The organism is Streptomyces sp. NPDC030814 (assembly GCF_055572155.1).
Genome location: NZ_JBVIDX010000010.1, coordinates 313,814 through 334,007 on the forward strand (window position 1 = coordinate 313,814; position 20,194 = coordinate 334,007).

At 73.1% G+C, this 20,194-nt stretch carries 16 protein-coding genes and 1 rRNA gene; 5 read left to right on the forward strand and 12 right to left on the reverse strand.

Annotated elements, in window-relative coordinates; translation table 11 throughout:
- The first annotated feature begins 453 nt into the window (after nucleotides 1-453).
- The 3 genes from ACZ43N_RS23030 to ACZ43N_RS23040 all read left to right on the forward strand — a co-directional run bounded on the left by ACZ43N_RS23030 (nucleotide 454) and on the right by ACZ43N_RS23040 (nucleotide 5,596).
- On the forward strand, nucleotides 454-2,256 hold the full coding sequence (locus tag ACZ43N_RS23030; RefSeq protein ID WP_468099959.1) for a glycoside hydrolase family 15 protein: 1,803 nt from the start codon (nucleotides 454-456) through the stop codon (nucleotides 2,254-2,256).
- 187 nt (nucleotides 2,257-2,443) lie between these two features.
- The gene (locus ACZ43N_RS23035; protein WP_468099921.1) at nucleotides 2,444-3,853 is read left to right on the forward strand and encodes an FAD-binding protein; all 1,410 of its coding nucleotides are present in this window, start codon (nucleotides 2,444-2,446) and stop codon (nucleotides 3,851-3,853) included.
- 93 nt (nucleotides 3,854-3,946) lie between these two features.
- The gene (locus ACZ43N_RS23040) at nucleotides 3,947-5,596 is read left to right on the forward strand and encodes a PucR family transcriptional regulator (RefSeq protein WP_468099923.1); all 1,650 of its coding nucleotides are present in this window, start codon (nucleotides 3,947-3,949) and stop codon (nucleotides 5,594-5,596) included.
- A gap of 30 nt (nucleotides 5,597-5,626) precedes the next feature.
- On the opposite strand, the gene ACZ43N_RS23045 is transcribed toward ACZ43N_RS23040, so the two are convergent.
- The 6 genes from ACZ43N_RS23045 to ACZ43N_RS23070 form a co-directional block, all read right to left on the reverse strand.
- Nucleotides 5,627-6,766, reverse strand: a complete 1,140-nt coding sequence (locus ACZ43N_RS23045; protein ID WP_468099925.1) for a glycosyltransferase family 4 protein — start codon at nucleotides 6,764-6,766, stop codon at nucleotides 5,627-5,629.
- 303 nt (nucleotides 6,767-7,069) lie between these two features.
- A complete protein-coding gene (locus ACZ43N_RS23050) occupies nucleotides 7,070-7,822 on the reverse strand; it encodes a hypothetical protein (RefSeq protein ID WP_468099927.1) in 753 nt (250 codons plus the stop codon).
- Between the two features lie 3 nt (nucleotides 7,823-7,825).
- Nucleotides 7,826-9,568 (reverse strand): DNA repair protein RecN, encoded by a 1,743-nt coding sequence (gene recN, locus ACZ43N_RS23055; RefSeq protein ID WP_468099928.1) that lies wholly within the window; start codon nucleotides 9,566-9,568, stop codon nucleotides 7,826-7,828.
- Nucleotides 9,569-9,768: 200 nt separating this feature from the next.
- Nucleotides 9,769-10,674: an NAD kinase gene (locus tag ACZ43N_RS23060; protein WP_468099930.1), complete on the reverse strand. Its 906-nt coding sequence runs from the start codon at nucleotides 10,672-10,674 to the stop codon at nucleotides 9,769-9,771.
- Nucleotides 10,671-11,486, reverse strand: coding sequence for a TlyA family RNA methyltransferase (locus ACZ43N_RS23065; protein WP_468099931.1), 816 nt, complete (start codon nucleotides 11,484-11,486; stop codon nucleotides 10,671-10,673). The genes ACZ43N_RS23060 and ACZ43N_RS23065 overlap by 4 nt, the downstream gene beginning before the upstream one ends.
- A gap of 7 nt (nucleotides 11,487-11,493) precedes the next feature.
- Nucleotides 11,494-11,784 (reverse strand): hypothetical protein, encoded by a 291-nt coding sequence (locus ACZ43N_RS23070; RefSeq protein WP_468099933.1) that lies wholly within the window; start codon nucleotides 11,782-11,784, stop codon nucleotides 11,494-11,496.
- A 42-nt stretch (nucleotides 11,785-11,826) separates the two neighbouring features.
- Between ACZ43N_RS23070 and ACZ43N_RS23075 the strand changes: the two genes are divergently transcribed.
- Complete coding sequence (locus tag ACZ43N_RS23075) at nucleotides 11,827-12,174, forward strand: SCP2 sterol-binding domain-containing protein (protein ID WP_468099934.1); 348 nt, start codon at nucleotides 11,827-11,829, stop codon at nucleotides 12,172-12,174.
- Here the strand turns inward: ACZ43N_RS23075 and ACZ43N_RS23080 are convergent.
- From ACZ43N_RS23080 to ACZ43N_RS23095, 4 genes are read right to left on the reverse strand one after another with little or no spacing between them, the layout of a single operon-like run.
- Entirely contained in the window at nucleotides 12,158-13,075 is a 918-nt protein-coding gene (locus tag ACZ43N_RS23080) for an ABC transporter ATP-binding protein (RefSeq protein ID WP_468099936.1), read from the reverse strand. The two genes, ACZ43N_RS23075 and ACZ43N_RS23080, sit on opposite strands and share 17 nt — an antisense overlap.
- Nucleotides 13,072-14,121, reverse strand: a complete 1,050-nt coding sequence (locus ACZ43N_RS23085; RefSeq protein WP_468099938.1) for a FecCD family ABC transporter permease — start codon at nucleotides 14,119-14,121, stop codon at nucleotides 13,072-13,074. The genes ACZ43N_RS23080 and ACZ43N_RS23085 overlap by 4 nt, the downstream gene beginning before the upstream one ends.
- A gap of 11 nt (nucleotides 14,122-14,132) precedes the next feature.
- On the reverse strand, nucleotides 14,133-15,179 hold the full coding sequence (locus tag ACZ43N_RS23090) for a FecCD family ABC transporter permease (protein ID WP_468099939.1): 1,047 nt from the start codon (nucleotides 15,177-15,179) through the stop codon (nucleotides 14,133-14,135).
- 56 nt (nucleotides 15,180-15,235) lie between these two features.
- Entirely contained in the window at nucleotides 15,236-16,264 is a 1,029-nt protein-coding gene (locus ACZ43N_RS23095; protein ID WP_468099940.1) for an HAD hydrolase-like protein, read from the reverse strand.
- Between the two features lie 113 nt (nucleotides 16,265-16,377).
- On the opposite strand from ACZ43N_RS23095, the gene ACZ43N_RS23100 reads away from it, so the two are divergent.
- Complete coding sequence (locus tag ACZ43N_RS23100; RefSeq protein WP_468099941.1) at nucleotides 16,378-17,670, forward strand: DUF1015 family protein; 1,293 nt, start codon at nucleotides 16,378-16,380, stop codon at nucleotides 17,668-17,670.
- Between the two features lie 250 nt (nucleotides 17,671-17,920).
- Here ACZ43N_RS23100 and ACZ43N_RS23105 read toward each other — a convergent pair whose 3' ends face one another.
- Both ACZ43N_RS23105 and rrf read right to left on the reverse strand, forming a co-directional pair.
- Nucleotides 17,921-18,823, reverse strand: a complete 903-nt coding sequence (locus ACZ43N_RS23105) for a tetratricopeptide repeat protein (RefSeq protein ID WP_468099960.1) — start codon at nucleotides 18,821-18,823, stop codon at nucleotides 17,921-17,923.
- Between the two features lie 1,280 nt (nucleotides 18,824-20,103).
- Nucleotides 20,104-20,194, reverse strand: a 5S ribosomal RNA gene (gene rrf / locus ACZ43N_RS23110); the annotation flags it as partial.

The window sequence follows — 20,194 nt, forward strand, 5'->3', positions numbered from 1 at the left end:
GGCGCCCACCGGTCCACGGGCTACCAGGGTATCAGCGACCGGCCACGATCGCTTCCGGCCACGCTCCGCGCACGGGCCGCCACGGACTTCGTACGACAGTCGGCGAATCCCGGCCGCGGGTCACCCCTGGCTCACTCGTTCGGCCCACTCGCGTTGCCGGGAGCGGCACGCGGAGCCCCTCGGTGCGTCGTATCCTCTTCGGACACTCGCTGCCGAGCCCGGCCGGGGAAACGGCACCACCCCCGCCCGCCTCCGGAAACACGAGAGCTCGTCAGTTCGTTGAGCAACGAGGGCCTCATATGCGTTGAGGATCGTTGAGCGACATCGCATGACAACGTCCCTTGGATCACTCTGGAAGCATGGATCCTTTGTCGATCCCTTGGGTCCCTTGACCGCACACCGCACAGCGACCGCCCCTCGGGGGGCGACGTGGCCGTTCGACTGGAGTTGCACGTGGCCGGGCGCATCGAAGACTACGCACTCATCGGAGACATGCAGACCGCTGCCCTGGTCTGCCGGGACGGGACGGTCGACTGGCTGTGCCTGCCCCGCTTCGATTCCCATGCCGTCTTCGCGGGCCTGCTCGGCACGGAGGAGCACGGCTTCTGGCGCCTCGGCCCCGCCCACGCGGCCGACGCCGAGCCGCCGACGGCCTCCCGTCGCCGGTACCGCGGGGACTCGCTGATCCTGGAATCCGAGTGGGACACCCCGCGCGGGACGGTCCGTGTGACCGACTTCATGCCGCCCCGTGACGGTGCCCCCCAGCTGATCCGGATCGTCGAGGGAATCAGCGGCCGGGTCCCGATGCGCTCGGCGCTGCGTATGCGGTTCTCGTACGGACGGGTCGTGCCCTGGGTGCACAAGCACGAGGGGCGCACGGTGGCCGTCGCCGGGCCGGACTCGGTGTGGTTCGACACCGAGTGCGAGACGTACGGCAAGGCGCTCACGACGTACGCCGACTTCACCGTGACACCGGGCGACCGCATCGCCTTCACGATCTCCTGGCAGCCTTCCCACAAGGAGCCGCCGCCGCTGCCCGAGCCCGAGCCGTCGCTGCAGGCCACGGAGGAGTTCTGGCGCGAGTGGGTGGAGCACTGCACGTACCACGGCCCGTACCGCGAGGCGGTGGTCCGCTCGCTGATCACGCTCAAGGCCCTGACGTACGCCCCGACCGGCGGCATCGTCGCCGCGCCGACGACCTCCCTCCCGGAGCACATCGGCGGCGTGCGCAACTGGGACTACCGCTACACCTGGCTGCGCGACGCGGCGATCACCCTGTCCTCGCTGCTGCGCACCGGGTACCGGGACGAGGCCCGCGCCTGGCGCGAGTGGCTGCTGCGGGCGGTCGCCGGCGACCCGGAGAACCTGCAGATCATGTACGGCATCGCCGGTGAGCGGGAACTGGGCGAGGCGGAGCTGGAGTGGCTCCCCGGCTACGAGAACTCCGCGCCCGTACGGGTCGGCAACGGCGCCGCGCACCAGCTCCAGCTGGATGTGTACGGCGAGGTCACCGAGGCGCTGCACCTGGCCCACATGACGGGTCTGGCCCGCAACGACTACGCCTCCCTGCTCCAGCTGAAGCTGATCCGCTACCTGGAGGACCACTGGGACGAGCCGGACGAGGGCATCTGGGAGGTGCGCGGCCCGCGCCGGCACTTCGTGCACTCCAAGGTCATGGCCTGGGTCGCCGTGGACCGCACGATCAAGCTCATCGAGTCCGGCGACGCGGACGGCCCGCTGGAGAAGTGGCGCGAGCTGCGCGACGACATCCACCGGGACGTGTGCGAGAAGGGGTACGACAAGGATCGCAACACCTTCACGCAGTCGTACGGCTCGAAGGAGCTCGACGCGTCGCTGCTGCTGATCCCGCAGATGGGCTTCCTGCCGCCGGACGACAAGCGCGTCATCGGCACCATCGAGGCGATCCAGCGGGAGCTGTCGACCCCGGACGGCTTCATCCTGCGCTACCCGACCGCCGGTGAGGACGAGGGCGTGGACGGGCTGCCGGGCGACGAGGGCGCGTTCCTCGCCTGCTCGTTCTGGATGGCGGACGACCTGGCGATGATCGGCCGCGTCGACGAGGCCCGCAAGCTCTTCGAGAAGCTGCTGTCGCTCCGCAACGACCTCGGTCTTCTGGCGGAGGAGTGGGACCCTGCCCTGAAGCGCCAGGTCGGCAACTTCCCGCAGGCGTTCAGCCATGTCCCCCTGATCGACACGGCCCTGCGGCTGACCGCCTCGGGGGCGTACGGCGGCTGAGGCGCGCCCCCCGGTCCGCCGCGCACGGCGGCGGACCGGCGCACAGCCAGGCGCATGCTGCAAGCGCTTGCGCCTGGTTCAGGGGCGCGCCTCCCGCCTCTGGGCGCTCGCGCCGCCGAACAGGACCGATCCGGTGTGCCCGCCTAGCCTGGAATGAGTCCTGTCCCCTGGCTGAAAGGGGCCGGTCATGGCCTCCCTTTCCAAGGCGCACACGGCGCTGATCGAACTCCGCGAGGACCTGACGGGTTCGGTCCTCGCCCCGGGGGACCCCGGGTACGACGACGCCCGGACGGTCTTCAACGGGATGATCGACCGGCGTCCGGCGGTGATCGCTCAGTGCGAGAACCAGAGCGATGTCGTCCGGGCCGTGCGCTTCGGCCGGGACCTCGACCTCAATATCGCCGTGCGCGGCGGCGGCCACAGCGTGGCCGGATCGGCCCTCAACGACAACGGCCTGGTCGTCGATCTGCGGCGGATGCACGCGATCACGGTCGACGCCGCCACGCGCACCGTCCGCGTCGAGGGCGGCGCCACCATGAGCCACCTCGACCGCGCCACCGAACCGTACGGTCTCGCCACCACCGGCGGCCGGGCCTCGACCACCGGCGTCGGCGGTTTCGTCCTCGGCGGCGGCAGCGGCTGGCTGGAACGGGCCTTCGGGCTCGCCGTCGACAACCTCCTGGGCGTGGAGCTGGTGACCGCCGACGGCCGCACGGTCCAGGCGACCGCCGAGGAGAACCGGGAGCTGTTCTGGGCCCTCCACGGCGGCGGCGGCAACTTCGGGGTCGCCACCGCTCTCACCCTCCGGCTGCACGAACTGCCCGCCTTCTCGATCGCCCTGCTGCTGTACGAACCCGAGCTCGGCCCCGAGGTCGTGCGCGTCTACCGCGAGGTCCTCGAGAACGGTCCGCGGGAGGCGGGCGGGGGCGTCCTGTACCTCACCGGTCCGCCCGAGGAGTTCGTCCCCGAGCACATGGTGGGCAGGCTCGTGTGCGGGATGCTGCTCACCTACGCGGGCACCGAGGACGACATGCGCAAGGTGGCCCAGCCGCTGCTGGCGCTGCCCCACGAGGCCGAGGTGGTGGGCGCGATGCCGTACGCGGACGTGCAGTGCATGATCGACGACCCGCCCGGTCTGCGGAACTACTGGTCGGCGGAGTACCTGACCGGCCTGCCGGACGATCTGGTCGACGTCTTCTGCGCCCAGGCCCGGTCGATGCCCGTGCCGACCAACTCGCAGCACATCCTCTTGCCGTACGGCGGCGCGGTCGCCGGCGGCCCCTCCGAGTACCCGGTGCCGTACCGGGACGCGCCGTGGGCCGTGCACCCCTTCGGTGTCTGGGAGGATCCGGCGGACGACGAGCGGACCATCCAGTGGGTACGGGACGTCCGCGAGCACGTCCGGCCGTGGAGCACCGGCGCGGTCTACCTGAACTTCATCGGCGACGAGGGCGAGGGCAGGGTCCTGGCGGGCCTGGGCGCCGAGAACGCCCGGCGGCTGATGGCGGTGAAGGCCGAGTACGACCCCGACAACGTCTTCCGCTTCAACCACAACATCCCGCCGCGTGACCCCAGGGGCCGGCCCGCCACCCACTGAGCGCTCCCCCGCCCGCTTTGTGCTCTCCCGCCGAGCGCTCCTCTCCAGGGCCTGAGATGCCCGGTCGGCACGCGCGCGGGTACCGTCCGGTCCATGGACACCCGTGACAGCCGCGTACCCGCTGACGGTCGTGAGGCACAGGGCGGTATCACCGTGCGGCGGGCGCTGGAGCTGCCCGGGTTGCGCGGCGGGCTGCCGGAGATCCTGGCCGGCGCCGACCGGCTGGAGCGGACCGTGCGCTGGGTGCACGCGGGCGAGGTCCCCAACATCGCCTCGCTCCTCAAGGGCGGCGAGCTGCTGCTGACCACGGGCTACGGGCTCGGCACCCGCCCGGCCGACCAGCGGGCGTTCGTCCGGACCCTGGCCGAGCGGGGTATCGCGGCGCTCGTCATCGAGCTGGGCCCGCGCTTCGCCCGCCTTCCCCCGGCCCTGGTCGAGACCGCGCGCTCGGCCGGTCTCCCACTCGTGCAGCTGCACCGCGAGGTGGCGTTCGTGACGGTCACCGAGGAGATCCACACCGAGATCGTCAACGGCCACTACGCGCTTCTCCAGCAGGCCGAGGAGGTCCACCGGCGCTGCACCCAGGCCCTGCTCGGCGGCGGCGGGGTGCCCCAGGTCCTCGGCATCCTGGCCGACTTCAGCGGCAATCCGGTCTTCCTGGAGACCGCGGACGGCCAACTCCTGTACGCCGCGGGTGCCGGGCCGGCCGACACCGATCCGCTCCAGGTGTGGGAGGGGCTGAGGGACCGGCACCAGGACGAGCCGCCGGCCGGGACGGCCATCGTCGACGTACCGGGCGGCGGTCCGGGCACGGGTTCGGTGCGGGCCCGCCTGGTCCTGCTTCCCGTGATCGCTCCTCTGGTACCGGTGCACCGGATGGCCGCCGAGCGGGCGGCCGGTGTCCTCGCCGTCGTCCTGATGCAGGCCCGGCAGGAGGAGGAGCTGGCGGCGCGTGGGCGCGGCGACTTCCTCACCGATCTCGCCGAGGGCCGTATCGAGGCGGAGGACGCCCCTGCACAGGCCCGTGTCCTGGGCTTCAGACCCGGTGGCGGGCCCCTGCTGCCGGTGGTGATGCGGCTCTCGGACGGTCTGTCACCGGGCGGTGGCTGGGCGGTGCTGGCCCGCGCGGTCGGTGAGGAGCTGACCCTCGTGGGGGTCCCCGTCCTGCTGGGCGTCCGGCCGGTGGAGGGCCGTGTCCCGCTGCTGGTGGGCCTGCGCGAGGAGGCGGAGCGGCCGGCGGTGGCGGACAAGGTCGCGGCGGCGCTGCGGGCGGGCGTGGAGCGGGCCGGGTTGCAGCGGCCGGGCGGGCGGCCGCCCGTGGTGGTGGTCGGGGTGCCCGGCGACTGGGCGGCCGCCTCGGCGGGGCTCAGGCACGCGGCGGAGACGGCGACGGCCGCGCAGGGGCTGGCCGACCGCCCCTGGCACGACGCCCGGCGGCTCGACATCGACCTGCTGCTGTGGCGGCTGCGCGACCACCCCGATCTGGCCGCCTTCGTGGACCGCGCGATCGGCCCCCTCCTCGACCACGACAGCCGCTCGAAGCCGCCGCTGCTGCCCACGCTCCAGACCTACCTCGCCCACGCGGGCCGCAAGGCGGAGACCGCCCGCGAGCTGCACCTGAACCGGCAGACCCTCTACAACCGGCTCGCCCGCATCGGCGAGTTGCTCGGCACGGATCTGGACGACCCGCAGACGGTACTGGCCCTGAGTCTGGCGCTCAGGGCCCGCAGACATGTGCCGTGAGCGGGACCCGGCCTCTTGCGCGGGCCGACGTCACATGAGCGGCCGGACGTCGGTCAACTCGTCGTAGACGCTGAGCACCTGGGCCACCGTCTCGTCCTCGGTCGGCCAGGTCGCCGCCTGCCGGATGCCCTTGTCCCGCAGTTCGTCCTGGAGAGCGGGGTCCTTCAGCAGGTGTACGACGGCCTCGGCGAGGGCCCGGGCGTCCCCGGTCGGGACGAGCGCGGCGGCGTCGCCCACGAGTTCGGGCACCGATCCGGCCGCGGCCGCGACGAGGGGCACACGCGCGTGGAGCGCCTCCTGGGCCAGCACGGAGCGTGCTTCGGGGCCGCCGGGCAGCAGCGCCAGGTCGGCGGCCGCGACCAGTTCGCCGATGTCGTCGCGCCGCCCGATGAGCCGTACGGGCAGCCCTTCGTCCTCGACGCGCCGCTGGAGGGCGACCCGCTGCGGCCCCTCGCCCACGATCACGACGAGCGGCTGGGGGTCGAGCCCCCGCCATTCCCGGGCCGCGTCGAGCAGTGTGTCGTAGCCCCGGTGGCGGTCGAGCGTGCCGGCGGCCATGAGCAACGGCCTTTCGGTGGCGCCGAGTTCGGCCCGGGTCTTGGAGCGCCGACCGGCCCGGTCGGCGTCGTCGTCGCCGTTGCGGCGCAGGGCGGGAACGGAGACGGCGGCGAGCCGGGCATCACGCGCGCCCCGCCCGCGGGCGCGGTCGACGAGTTCGGAGGAGGTCCCGAGCACCACGGCGGCGGCCTTGGCGACCCGCCGCTCCAGCAGCCGCAGCAGATGGGCCCGCGCCCCCTCGGCATGCGACCGGGTGTGCCAGGTGACCACGAGCGGGGTGCGCCGCCCGCCGAGGGCGAGGGTGGCGCGGAAGCCGGCGTGCAGGCCGTGCGCGTGGACCAGGTCGGCGTCGGCGCAGACGTTGCGCAGGGTGGCCACGGAGGCCGGGTCGCTGCTGCGCGGCACGTGGACGTGGTGGGCGCCGACACCCGTGAAGTCGTACACGCCTTCGGTCTCGTGGGGGGCGCAAACGGTGACCCGTACGCCCCGGGCGACGAGTCCCGAGGTCAGCGACCGCACATGAGCGCTGCTCACCGCGCTGCCGCCGCCGAGCACTTGCACGGTTCGCAGCGGCGACTGGCCGTGCGGTGAGTGGCTGCTCACGTGGCTCACGTGGCCGGGGCTCCTGGTTCGGGGTCGGACGGTCACGAAGAAACGTACAGAAGGATCCGGCGGTGAGGATGGACCGCGCGAGGCCGCTTCTGCGTGGTCTGCGTAGCACGTCTCGCTACGTCGTACCTGTCCAAGGATGCCAGGCCGCACAGGCGTTGCGGCACCGTCGGGCCCCACGAACGGCGATGCTGTGGGCAACGCGACTCTCGACGTCACCCACACGGGTGAACTCCCGCACGTTGTTGCCCCCGTGTCACTTCCGCCCCGTCCTTCGCGAAGCGTTTTTGCGGTCTCCCGGTGCGGTCAGCCCCACACCGGTGACCGGGCGAGCTCGCTGACCCGGTCCCCGTGGACGGCCGTGGCCACCACCGCCACCGCGTGGGCGACCAGCCCCGCCCGGCCGTTGGCCAGGACGGCGGCGCAGCCCAGGGCGGCGCCGAGGGCGTGGGCGCCGGTGTCGCCGAGCATGGTGCGCTCGGCGAGGTCGTCGGAGAGCACAGCCGCGGCGGCCCCGACGGTCGCCGCCGCCATCTCGCCGGCCGGCCCGGCCCGGAGCACACCGGGCAGCGCGAGGGCGATCGCCGCGCCGGCCGCTCTCCCGGGCCGTACGTCGACGAGGTTCACGAGGTGCGCGGTCCCGGCGATCACCACACCGGCCAGCGCCTTGTCGAGCGTCCGCCGCTTCAGCAGCGCCCCGGCGACGAGCCCGGCGGCCGAGATCCCGAACAACTTCACCGCGCCACTGGTGACGTCGCCGTCCCGCAGCGCCGTCAGATGAGCCCCGAACCCGCGCCTCGGGTCCCCGGCCCCGACGGCGTCGTCGTAGGCCCCGCACACCCCGGCGGCCAGCACGGCGATCCCGGCGGCGGGGCAGCTCCGGCCGCCCGCGAGGAGCGCCCCGAGCGCGGCGCCGGGGCCGGCGTACAGCGCGACGGTCCGCCCGGCGTGGTTGGTGCGTTGCCAACGGGCGGCGCCGCCGGGGGCCGTGGCCCGCAGGGCGGCGACGCCCGCGCGTGCCGTGGCCGCGGCGAGCGTGAACGCGGCGGTCCTGCCCATGTCTCAGGCGTCCGCGCGGGCCGCCGCCAGCAGTTCCTCGGCGTGTGCCCGCGCCGTCTCGGAGTCCTCCTGCCCGGCGAGCATGCGGGACAGCTCCCGCACCCGGTCCTCGCCCTCCAGGACCTTCACGCCGGACCGGGTCACCGAGCCGTCGTTGGTCTTCTCCACCAGCAGCTGCCGGTCGGCGAAGGCGGCGACCTGCGGCAGGTGCGTGACGACCACGACCTGCGCCGACCTGGCGAGCCGGGCGAGCCGCCGCCCGATCTCAACGGCCGCCTTGCCGCCGACACCGGCGTCGACCTCGTCGAAGAGGTACGTCGGCACGGGGTCCGTGCCGGCGAAGACGACCTCGACGGCCAGCATCACCCGCGACAGCTCACCGCCCGAGGCGCCCTTGGCGATGGGCCGCGGCGGCGCCCCCGGGTGCGGCGCGAGCAGCAGCTCGACCTCGTCGACGCCGGACGGCCCGTAGGCGACCGTGCGCCCGCCGACCTCGACGCCCTCGGGGTCCTCGGTCTGCCGGATCTGGAACGACACGCGTGCGTGCGGCATGGCGAGCGAGCCCAGCTCGGCGGTCACGGCGGCGGCGAACCGCTCCGCGGCCTCCTGCCGGGCGTCCGTCAGTGCCTGGGCGAGGCCGCCCAGTTCGCTCCGCAGCGCGTCCCGCTCGGCGGTCAGCTCCTCGATGCGCTCGTCGTCGCCGTCGAGTTCGGTGAGCCGCTGGGCGCTCTGCTCGGCCCAGGCGAGCACGGAGGCGATGTCCTCGCCGTACTTCCGGGTGAGCGCGTTGAGGGCCGCCCGCCGCTCCTCCACGGCCGCGAGCCGCAGCGGATCGGCGTCCAGGTCGTCGGCGTATCCCGCCAGCTCGCCCGCCACGTCGCCCAGCAGGATGCCGATCTCACCGATCCGGTCGGCGAGCGCGGCCAGCGCCGGGTCGTGCGAGCGCACGGCCTCCAGCGCGCGGTGGGCGCCCGCGACGAGCGTCGAGGCGTCGACACCCTCGGGGTCCTCGGGATTGCCCGCGAGCGCGGCGTGCGCGGCCGTCGCGGCGGACGCCAGCGCCTCCGCGTGCCCCAGCCGCTCGGCCTCCTCGGCCAGCTCCACGTCCTCGCCCGCGCGCGGCTCGACGCCCGCGATCTCGTCGAGCCCGTAGCGCAGCATGTCGGCTTCCTGGGCCCGCTCACGCGCGCGGGTGACGATCTCGTCGAGTTCGACGGAGACGGCGCGCAGTCGCCGGTACGCCTCGCCGTACTTGGCGAGCGGTACGGCCACCGCGTCCCCGGCGTACCGGTCGAGCGCCGCCCGCTGCCGGGACAGCTTCAGCAGCCTCTGCTGGTCGGTCTGCCCGTGCACGGCCACCAGCTCGTCGGCCAGCTCCGCGAGGACGCCCACGGGGACGGATCGCCCACCGAGGTGCGCCCGCGACCGTCCCTCGGCGGAAACGGTACGGCTGATCAGCAGCGCCCCGTCGTCGAGTTCGGCCCCGGCCTCCTCGGCCCGGACGACCGCCGAGGCGCCCTCGGGCACGGCGAGCCGGCCCTCGACGACCGCGTTCTTCGCTCCGATCCGCACGAGCGCCGGGTCCGCCCGGCCGCCGAGCAGCAGACCGAGACTGGTGACCACCATGGTCTTGCCCGCGCCCGTCTCACCCGTCACGGCGGTGAAGCCGGGTGACAGCTCGACGACCGCGTCGTCGATGACTCCGAGCGACCGTATCCGCATCTCCTCCAACACGGACAAGACCATACGAGGTCGAGGGAGGGAAGTGCGACGCCCCCCGTCCCCGACGTCACCCCCCGGAGGTACAACGAGCCCTTCGAGGCACGCAGACCCTCCTGAGGGGCGCGGGGAACCGCGCGGGCGACCACAGCCGACCCGCCACCGCCGACGCCTCCCCGGCGCCCCGGCGCCCCGGCGCCCCGGCGCCCCGGCGCCCCGGCGTCACGCTAGTGCCGAGCCCCCCGCCATCCGGACACCGGCAGCGCGAACTTCGCGACCAGCCGGTCCGTGAACGACGCGTGGTGCAGCCGGGCGAGCCGCACCGGCACAGCGCCTCGCCGGACCTCCACCCGGGCCCCCGGCGGCAACTCGACCGTCCGCCGCCCGTCGCACCACAGAACCCCGGGCGGGATATGGGGGAGGACCTCCACCGCGAGCACCGAATCCGGCGAGGTCACCAACGGCTTCGCGAACAACGCGTGCGCGCTGATCGGCACCATCAGCAGCGCCTCGACCTCGGGCCACACGACGGGCCCGCCGGCGGAGAAGGCGTACGCGGTCGACCCGGTCGGCGTGGACAGCACGATGCCGTCGCACCCGAACCCGGTCACCGGCCGGCCGTCGATCTCCAGGACGACCTCGAGCAGTTTCTCGGCGCCCGCCTTCTGCACGGCCGCCTCGTTGAGCGCCCAGTCGGTGTGGACGATGTCCCCGTTGCGGTGAACGACGACGTCGACGGTCATCCGTTCCTCGACCTCGTACGCCTTGGTCACCACGCGGTCGACAACCTTGTCGAGGTCGTCGCGCTCGGCCTCCGCGAGGAACCCGACGCTGCCCAGGTTGACGCCGAGCATCGGCACCCCGGAGGCGCGGGCGAACTCCGCGCCGCGCAGCAGCGTGCCGTCACCGCCGAGGACGATGAGCAGCTCGCACCCGTCGAGGCACTGCGGGGTCGCCTCCTTGACCAGCTCCACCTCTTCGGGGAGCGGGATGTCCTCCGCCTCGGCCTCCAGGACGCGCACGCCCAGCCCGTGGTGGAGCAGGCCCTTCACCACGAGCTCCGCACTGCGGATGGCCGCCGGCCGCCCGGTGTGGGTCAGCAGGAAGACGGTTCGAGTTCGGTCCAGAGTCAACGCGGCCCCTCCGCAACTGCTCGGTCGACGTCGGCCGGGTCCAGTGCGGGTGCCCCGGCACGCAGCCACAGAAAGTACTCGACGTTGCCCGAGGGCCCGGGCAGCGGACTGGCCGTCACGCCCTTCACCCCGAGCCCCAGCTCACCGGCCCGCCGCGCCACCCCGCACACCGCCTCGGCGCGCAGCTCCGGACTCCTTACGACTCCCCCACTGCCCAGCCGCTCCTTACCCACCTCGAACTGCGGCTTGACCATCATCACCAGATCGGCGTCCGGCTTCACGCACCGCACCAGGGCGGGCAGCACCAGGCCGAGCGGGATGAAGGACAGATCCCCCACGACAAGATCCACAGGCTCCCCATCGATCGCTTCGAGCGTCAACTCGCGTACGTTCGTACGGTCCTTGACGGTGACGCGTTCATCGCTGCGGAGAGTCCAGGCGAGTTGTCCGTATCCGACGTCGACGGCCACGACATGGGCGGCGCCGGCCCGCAGCAGCACGTCGGTGAAACCGCCGGTGGAGGCCCCGGCGTCCAGCGCCCGCCGCCCCTTGACGGCCAGGCCCTGCGGGACGAACACCTCCAGCGCTCCGGCGAGCTTGTGGCCGCCGCGCGACACGTACTCGGGATCGCTGTCGTCACTCGAGACGACGATGGCGGCCGCGGTCTCCACCTGGGTGGCGGGCTTGGTCGCGACGGTCTTGCCGACGGTGACCCGCCCGGCGGCGATCAGCTGGCTCGCGTGCTCACGCGAGCGCGCGAGCTTCCGCCGGACCAACTCGGCGTCGAGACGGCGTCGTGCCACACCTGCCACGTTCGGTTCAGCTCCTAGTGCTGTACGGCATCGGGGGCGCCGGGGGTCCCGGGCGGGCGTCGAGCGCGGTGAGCGCGTCGCGCAGCCCCCGGTGCACATCCTCGTACACCTCGACATGGCCGTCGGTGGCGAGGTGGTCGGTGTCGGCCAGCCGGTCGAGGGCGGCGTCGACGTCCGCGTGGCCGGTCGCGGCGCGGGGCACGTTCAGCGGGGCCGGGGCGGCGGGGTCGTACTCGGGCTCGACGACCGCGTCGGCCGTCTCCTCCCCCGCAGTGGCCTCGGGCACAGAGTCGCTCATGCCCCGACGCTACCGCGAAGCCCTGCGGTACCGTCGATCGCGATGGCAACGATTGAGGAGTGCCGCGCCGCGCTCGAAAAGCTCTCGGACAACATGGCAGGCGCCGATGGAAACGTGCGCGAGGCGACGGCCCTCGACCGCTCGGTGAGCTGCCACATCAAGGACCGCGACATCACCTTCGTGGGCCGGATGCGCGACGGCCGGATCGAGGTGCACGACACCCTGGCCGGGCCGCCGCCCGAGAAGGCCCAGATCCGGCTCGCCATGACGGGCGACGACCTGGTGGCCCTCGTCCACGGCGAACTGAACTTCGCCAAGGCCTGGGGTTCGGGCCGGGTGAAGCTGGAGGCGGGCTTCCGGGACCTGCTCCAGCTCAGGAAGCTTCTGTAGCGACGGCCTCCGGCTGCGCGGCGGCGACCCGGTCGCGCTCCCGGGCTCCGGTCCGTGCCCTGCGGGCCGCCGGCACCACCAGCGGTGTCCCCGTCTCCGGGTCGTCGATGACCTGGCAGCGCAGCCCGAAGACCTCCTCGACCAGCTCCGCCGTGACGATGTCGCGGGGCGCGCCCTCGGCGACGACCTCTCCGCCGCGCAGGGCGATGAGATGGGTGGCGTACCGGGCGGCGTGGTTGAGGTCGTGCAGTACGGCGACGAGCGTGCGGCCCTGCTCCTCGTGCAGCTCCGCGCAGAGGTCGAGCACGTCGATCTGGTGCTGGATGTCGAGGTAGGTGGTCGGCTCGTCGAGGAGCAGCAGCGGGGTCTGCTGGGCGAGGGCCATGGCGATCCACACGCGCTGGCGCTGGCCGCCGGAGAGTTCGTCGACGTAGCGGTCGGCCAGCTGGGCGACCCCGGTGGACTCCATCGACTCCCGGACGATCCGCTCGTCCTCGGCCGACCACTGCCTCAGCAGTCCCTGGTGCGGGTAGCGGCCGCGGCCCACCAGGTCGCCGACCGTGATGCCGTCGGGCGCGATCGACGACTGGGGCAGCAGGCCCAGCGTCCGGGCGACCTTCTTCGCGGGCATCGACTGGATGACCTGCCCGTCGAGCAGCACCCGCCCCCGGGACGGCTTCAGCATCCGGGACAGGGCCCGCAGCAGCGTGGACTTGCCGCAGGCGTTGGGGCCGACGATCACGGTGAACGAGTTGTCGGGGATCTCCACGGAGAGCTGCTCGGCGATGACCCGCTGGTCATAGGCGAGGGTGACGTTCTCGGCGGTCAGGCGGTTCACAGTGCTCCTCTGGTTGTTCTCGTTCGCCGACCTCGCCGACGCGCCCGGCTCGGATCCCCTCATATCCGCCCGGCCTTCCGCTCCGTGACCAGCAGCCACAGCAGATACACACCGCCGAGGACGCCGGTGACGACGCCGACGGGCAGCTGATCGGCGCCGAAGGCCCGCTGGGAGGCCCAGTCCGCGGTGATCAACAGGGCCGCGCCCATGCACATCGAGGCCGCCAGGTTCGGGCCCGGCGAGCGGGTCAGCCGCTTGGCGAGCTGGGGCGCGGTCAGGGCGACGAAGCTGACGGGCCCGGCGGCGGCGGTGGCCCCGGCGGTGAGCAGGACGGCCGAGACCATCAGCAGCATCCGCACCCGCTCGACACGCACCCCGAGGGCGTACGACACGTCGTCGCCCATCTCCATCGTCCGCAGCCCCCGAGCATTGACCAGCACCGTCGGCACGAGGATCGCCGACATGATCAGCAGCGGCCGGACCTGGTCCCAGTCACGCCCGTTGAGCGATCCGGTCATCCACACGACCGCGCGGGCCGCGTCGACGAGGTCGGCCTTGGTGATCAGATAGCCGTTGACCGCCGTCATGATCGCGGAGACACCGATGCCGACGAGCACCAGCCGGTAGCCGTGCACGCCCCGCTTCCAGGCCAGCAGGTAGATCGCGAGGCCGGTGACCAGACCGCCGCCGAGCGCTCCGAGGGCGACCTGGTCGGCGTTGCCGGAGAACAGCACGATCATGACCAGGGCGCCGGCCGTGGCGCCCTGGGAGAGACCGAGGACGTCCGGACTGCCCAGCGGATTGCGCGAGATGGACTGGAACAGCGCCCCGCCCAGCCCCAGCGAGGCCCCCACCAGCAGCCCGACCAGGACCCGCGGCACCCGCAGGTCGTTGATGATGAGCTCCTGGCTCGGGTCGCCGTTGCCGAGCAGGGTCCTGATGACGTCGCCGGCCGGGATCGGGAAGTCGCCGGTGCCGATCAGCACGACACTCGCGGCGAGGGCGCCGAGCAGCAGCAGAGCGACGACGACGCACGCCCGTACGTCGAGGCGCACCGACAGGCCGCCGGGTGACCGGAGCACGCGGGTGCGGACCGCGGGCTTGCTCATGACCTGCGACTTCACAGCTGCGCCGTCCTCCGCCGTCGTACGAGAAAGATGAAGACCGGCCCGCCGAGGATCGCGGTGACGATGCCGACCTGGAGTTCCGCGGGCCGGGCCACCACCCGGCCGATGACATCGGCGCCGAGCAGCAGCACGGGCGACAGGACCGTCGCGTACGGCAGGATCCAGCGCAGGTCGGGCCCGGTGAAGGAGCGGACGACGTGCGGCACCATCAGCCCGACGAACACGATCGGTCCGCAGGCGGCGGTGGCGGCCCCGCACAGCACGGTCGCGGCGGCCATGGAGAGCGCGCGGGTGCGGTTGAGGTTCGCGCCAAGGGCGCGGGCGGTGTCGTCGCCCATGGCCACCGCGTTCAGCGGCCGGGAGAGCAGCAGGGCGACGACCGTGCCGACGACGAGGAACGGCAGCACCTGCTTGATCGTCTCGGCGGTCGCCGAGGCCAGCGAACCCACCGTCCAGAAGCGCATTTTCGACAGCGCCGCGTCATCCATGATCATCACGGCCTGGAGGTAGCCGTACAGTGCGGCGCTGATCGCCGTGCCGGCCAGCGCGAGCCGCACGGGGGTCGCGCCCCGGCTGCCGCCGAGGAACCACACCAGCGCGCCGACGGCCGCCGCCCCGAGGAACGCGAACCACACATATCCGGTCAGCGAGGTGACGCCGAAGTAGGTGATGGCGGTGACGACCGAGGCGGACGCACCCGCGTTGATGCCGAGCAGCCCCGGGTCGGCCAGCGGGTTCCGGGTGAGCGCCTGGAGCACGGCACCGGCCAGGCCGAGCGCGGCCCCGGCGAGCAGCCCGAGCAGGGTGCGCGAGATCCGCTCCCCGACGACGACGTCACCGTACGTCCCCGTGTCCTCGAACAGGCCGTGCCAGACCTGCCCGAGGGACAGTTCTTTCGCGCCGATCGTGATGCTGGCGAGCGCGACCAGGGCCAGCAGGCCGACGGACACGAGGAGTCCGGCGGTACGTATCGCTGCCCTGCGGTTCGGGGGCGCGGGGGCGGTCTCCGCGCGCGGTTCGGGGGGACTCTCGACCAACACCCGGTTAGGTTAGCCTATCCTCCCTTACGGCTCGATCCGGCCCACGCACCGTCGTCTCACAGCCCGAGCCGCGCCAGCGCCTTCCCGCCGTCCAGCTCGCAGGAGTCGGCACCGGCCGCCGTCCAGGCCGCCGCGCACAGCGCCCGCAGTCCGTCGAGCGCCTCGCCCTCACCGTCCAGCCGCAGCTCCTCGCCGCCGGCGGTCGCCGTCCAGCCTCCGCACCGGAAGCCCGTGCCCTCCGCCACGACTTCCGGCTGCCCCGTGAGCAGCCCCCGCAGATCGGCGTCGACGTACGTCGGCCGGTGCTGCGGCGGCGCGGCGAGCAACTGGGCGCCGTCGGTCACACCGGTCAGGACGAGCAGTGAGTCGACCTCGCCGTTGAACGCGCCCTCGATGTCCGTGTCCAGCCGGTCCCCGACCACCAACGGTCGCCGGGCGCCGGTCCGCAGGATGGTCTCCCGGTGCATCGGCGGCAGCGGCTTGCCCGCCACCTGCGGCTCGGCACCCGTGGCGATCCGTACCACCTGCACCGCCGCCCCGTTCCCCGGCGCGATGCCCCGCGCGCTCGGGATCGTCAGATCGGTGTTGGACGCGAACCACGGCAGCCCGCGCGCGATGGCGTAACTCGCCTCCGCGAACCGCCCCCAGGGCAGCTCGGGACCGCCGTATCCCTGCACGACCGCCGCCGGATCGTCGTCGGCCGACTCGACCGGCTCCAGCCCCCGTTCGCGCAGCGCGACCCTGAGTCCGTCACCGCCGATGACCAGCACCCGCGCGCCGGCCGGCAACTGCTCGCTGATCAGCCGGGCCACGGCCTGCGCCGACGTGATGACGTCCCCGCTCTCGGCCGGTATCCCCAGCTCCGTGAGGTGCTCCGCCACGGCGTCCGGCGTCCGCAGCGCGTTGTTGGTGACGTACGCCAGGTGCATTCCGCCTTCGCGGGCCGTACCGAGGGACTCGACGGCGTGCGCGATCGCGCTCCCGCCCGCGTACACCACTCCGTCCAGATCGAGCAGCGCCGTGTCGTACGCCTCGCTCAGGGCCTGCCCGCTGCCGTCGGGCCGCGTCCTGACTGCCTGGCTCATTGCACACCGCTCCTCGCTCGACCGGTACGCGCTCGCGTACCCATCCGGTCTCCATCGGTCCGATCGCTTCACCCGATCATCGCGCATGGCACTGACACACATACGATGCACCAATGAACAACGCAGGTCCCGCGGAGGAGATCCCGGCGCGCAGCGGCCTCGAACTGACCCCGTTCCGGGGCCTTCGCTACGACCCCGACCGGGTCGGCAGCCTGGCCGCCGTGACATCCCCGCCGTACGACGTGGTCGTACGGCCGGACGGTCTGCTCCACCTCGAGTCCGCCGACCCGCACAACATCGTCCGCCTGATCCTTCCCCAGGCCGTTACCCCGACCGCCAGAAACGCACAGGCGGCCGAGACGCTGCGCCGCTGGCTCGCCGAGGGCGTCCTGGCACCCGACCCCCATCCCGGTCTCTACGTCTACGAGCAGGCGGACGGCACCGTCCTCCAGCGCGGCCTGATCGGCGCCCTGCGCCTCTCGGAGCCCGCGGACGGAGTGGTCCTCCCCCACGAGGACGTCATACCCCATGTCATCGCGGACCGCGCGGCCCTGATGCGTGCGACGTCCACCAACATGGAACCCCTGCTTCTGACATACCGGGGCGGCGGCTCCCCCGTCGGTGCGACCGCCGTGGTCGAGCGGACCGTCGAAGGCCCCCCGCTTCTCTCCACGACCACCGAGGACGGCTTCAGCCACCGCCTGTGGGCGGTCACCGACGCCGACAGCCTGGCCGAGATCCAGTCGGACCTCACCCACCATCAGGCCCTCATAGCCGACGGCCACCACCGCTGGGCGACCTACCTGCGCCTGCGCACCGAGCACCCCTCCCCCAGCCCCTGGGACTACGGCCTGGTCCTCCTCGTGGACACCGCCCGCTACCCCCTGCGCGTCCGCGCGATCCACCGCCTCCTCCACGGGCTTCCCGTCTCCGAGGCGTTGACCGCCCTGGACGGCCTGTTCCGCGTACGGCACCTCGAAGTCCCGCTCCCCGAGGCCCTGCAGTCCCTGGCGGACGCGGCGCACGGAGGCAACGCCTTTCTCCTCGCCGGTGACGGCGCCTTCCACCTCGTCGACCGCCCGGACCCGGACCTCCTGGCCCGTACCATCCCCGCCGACCGCCCTGCCGCCTGGCGCACCCTCGACGCGACGGTCCTGCACGCCACGCTCCTGCGTCATGTCTGGCGGATCCCCGAGGACTCGCCCGCGCATGTCGCGTACATCCACGACACGGCCGCCACGGTCGACAAGGCCGAACGCGACGGCGGCACGGCCGTCCTGATGCACCCGGTCCGCGAGGAAGTCGTACGCGACCTGGCCCGCCAGGGCGTCACCATGCCCCGCAAGTCCACGTCGTTCGGCCCGAAGCCGGCCTCGGGTCTGGTCCTGCGCGCCCTGAACCTCTAAAAGCTGTCCCGTGATCCGCGGTGGATCAGTGCACGGCGTCGGATGCGGTGCGTCGCAAGGCGGAGGGCGCAGGGGCGTCCGCACACTGGATGCATGCGGGCGTTCCGACAATGCGGCGAGGTGCCGTAGCCGGCGTCGTGCGCCCGCCGGGGATGACGGGACAGCCCTTGGGCCGGGTCCGCCGACACGCGAAGGGGGCGGGATCCCGCGTACGGGTATCCCACCCCCTTCCGGCTTCCACGAGCCGACGTCAGCCCTTGTCGGCCTCGCGGTCCGCGCTGCCGTCGGCGTCTTCGGCGTCTTCGGCGTCTGCGGCGGTTTCGGGCTTCTCGCCCGCCTCGACGTCCGCCACGGCCTGGCTCTCCTCCACGACCACGACGTCCTCGTCCACGGCGGTCGTCAGGTCACGAGGCTCGGCGTCCTCCACGGGCAGGGCGTCACCACCGTGCTCCTGCTCGTCCCGGTCCTCGACCTCGACGAGGGCGTCGACGAACTCGACACCGTCCAGCTCCGCCAGCCGGTCCGAGGCGTCCGTGCTGCCGTCCTTGTCGGCCTCGACGGCCTTGGCGAACCACTCCCGTGCCTCGCCCTCACGCCCGGCGGCGAGCAGCGCGTCGGCGTACGCGTACCGCAGCCGCGCGGTCCACGGCTGTACGGAGTTGGAGGCCAACTCGGGGCTCTGCAGGGTCACGATGGCCGCGTCGAGCTGCCCCATGTCCCGCCGTGCGCCGGCCGCCACGAGCCGCATCTCGACCTGACCGGCCTTGTCCAGCTTGTGCACTTCGGGCGCCCCGGCCATGTCGAGGGTCTTCTCGGGCCGCCCGAGACCACGCTCGCAGTCCGCCATGACGGGCCACAGGTCCACGCTGCCGGTCATCCGCCGCGCGGCCCGGAACTCGGCGAGCGCCTCGCTGTACTTCTGGTTGGCGTACGCGGCGAAGCCGGCCGCCTCCCGCACGGCGGCGACGCGCGACGCCAGGCGCAGGGCGACCCGGGAGTAGCCGTAAGCGCCCTCAGGGTCCTCGTCGATGAGCCGGGCGACCATCACCAGGTTCTTCGCGACGTCGTCCGCCAGCGTCTTGGGCAGGCTCTGCAGTTCCTGCCGTACGTCCTTGTCGATCTCCTCGCCGGTGACGTCCTCGGGAATCGGCAGCCGCTTGATCGGCTCGCGCTCCCGGTCACGGTCCCGCTCGTCGCGGAATCGTCCGCCGCCACGCCGGTCGTCGCGCCGGTCGTCGCGCCCACGGAAGCCACCGGGCCGACCGCCCCGGTCGTCACGCCGGGGCCCACGCCCACGGTCGTCGCGGCCGCGGTCGTCGCGTCCACGGAATCCGCCGCGCTCGCCGCCACGGCTGTCGTCACGGCGGAAGCCACCGCGGTCGTCGTCACGACGGTACGAGGGACGGTCGCCCTCACGGCGCTCCCCACGGTCGTCACGCCGGACATCACGGCGGTCGTCCCGACGGAAGGGCGCCCTGTCGCCGCCACGGCTGTCGTCACGCCGGAAGTCGTCCCGCCGGTCGTCACGACGGAACGCCGGGCGCCCACCGCGGTCGTCCCCACGACGGTCGTCGCGGCCGCGGTCGTCGCGGCCGCGGTCGTCGCGTCCACGGAACCCGCCGCGCTCGCCGCCACGGCTGTCGTCACGGCGGAAGCCCCCGCGGTCGTCGTCACGACGGTACGAGGGACGGTCGCCCTCACGGCGCTCCCCACGGTCGTCACGCCGGTCGTCACGCCGGAAGCCACGGTCGCGGTCGTCCCTGCGGAAGCCGCCACGGTCACCACTGTCCCGGCGGTCGTCACGCCGGTCGTCGCGGCGGAAGGAAGGACGGTCGTCGCGACGGCCGTAACCGCCCCGGTCGTCGTCACGGCGGTCGTCGCGGCGGTCGTCACGGCGGAAGGCAGGGCGGTCGCCGTCCCGCCGGAAGCCACGGTCCCGGTCGTCGCGACGCGGCCCGCCAGGACGGTCGTCACGGCGGAACCCGGGGCGAGGCCCACGGTCGCCTTCGCGGCGGTCGTCGCGGCCGCGGTCGTCGCGACCACGGAACCCACCACGCTCGCCACCACGGTTGTCGTCGCGACGGAAACCGCCACGCTCGCCGCGGTCGCCACGCTCGCCGCGGTCGTCGCCGCGCCGGAACCCGCCGCGGTCGTCTCGCCGGCCGTAGCCGCCGCGGTCGTTGTCCCGACGGTCGTTGTCCCGACGCGGGCCACCGCGGTAGCCGCCACGGTCACCACTGTCCCGTCGCCGCTGGTCGCGCTCCGGTCGGTCGTCGGGAGAGTTGGTGGACATGGTGACTCCTGTCTTAGGTACCGCAAGTCATTCTCGCGCAGCCGGGTACCCGGCGCGCTCCGGGCTGTACTTGTTCCGGAACAACAAAAGGACCCCTGGTCCCAGCTGTACGCTGGTGACCAGGGGTCCTGTCAAAGATTGTTCGGCGGCGTCCTACTCTCCCACAGGGTCCCCCCTGCAGTACCATCGGCGCTGTAAGGCTTAGCTTCCGGGTTCGGAATGTAACCGGGC

Bases quoted from the DNA above. Each gene is read 5' to 3' on its own strand.
- ACZ43N_RS23080 (WP_468099936.1), bottom strand. From the start codon at position 13,075: ATGAGGGGATCCGAGCCGGGCGCGTCGGCGAGGTCGGCGAACGAGAAC.
- recN (WP_468099928.1), bottom strand. From the start codon at position 9,568: ATGGTCTTGTCCGTGTTGGAGGAGATGCGGATACGGTCGCTCGGAGTC.
- ACZ43N_RS23035 (WP_468099921.1), top strand. From the start codon at position 2,444: ATGGCCTCCCTTTCCAAGGCGCACACGGCGCTGATCGAACTCCGCGAG.
- ACZ43N_RS23095 (WP_468099940.1), bottom strand. From the start codon at position 16,264: ATGAGCCAGGCAGTCAGGACGCGGCCCGACGGCAGCGGGCAGGCCCTG.
- ACZ43N_RS23050 (WP_468099927.1), bottom strand. From the start codon at position 7,822: ATGGGCAGGACCGCCGCGTTCACGCTCGCCGCGGCCACGGCACGCGCG.
- ACZ43N_RS23070 (WP_468099933.1), bottom strand. From the start codon at position 11,784: ATGAGCGACTCTGTGCCCGAGGCCACTGCGGGGGAGGAGACGGCCGAC.
- ACZ43N_RS23085 (WP_468099938.1), bottom strand. From the start codon at position 14,121: ATGAGCAAGCCCGCGGTCCGCACCCGCGTGCTCCGGTCACCCGGCGGC.
- ACZ43N_RS23040 (WP_468099923.1), top strand. From the start codon at position 3,947: ATGGACACCCGTGACAGCCGCGTACCCGCTGACGGTCGTGAGGCACAG.
- ACZ43N_RS23100 (WP_468099941.1), top strand. From the start codon at position 16,378: ATGAACAACGCAGGTCCCGCGGAGGAGATCCCGGCGCGCAGCGGCCTC.
- ACZ43N_RS23075 (WP_468099934.1), top strand. From the start codon at position 11,827: ATGGCAACGATTGAGGAGTGCCGCGCCGCGCTCGAAAAGCTCTCGGAC.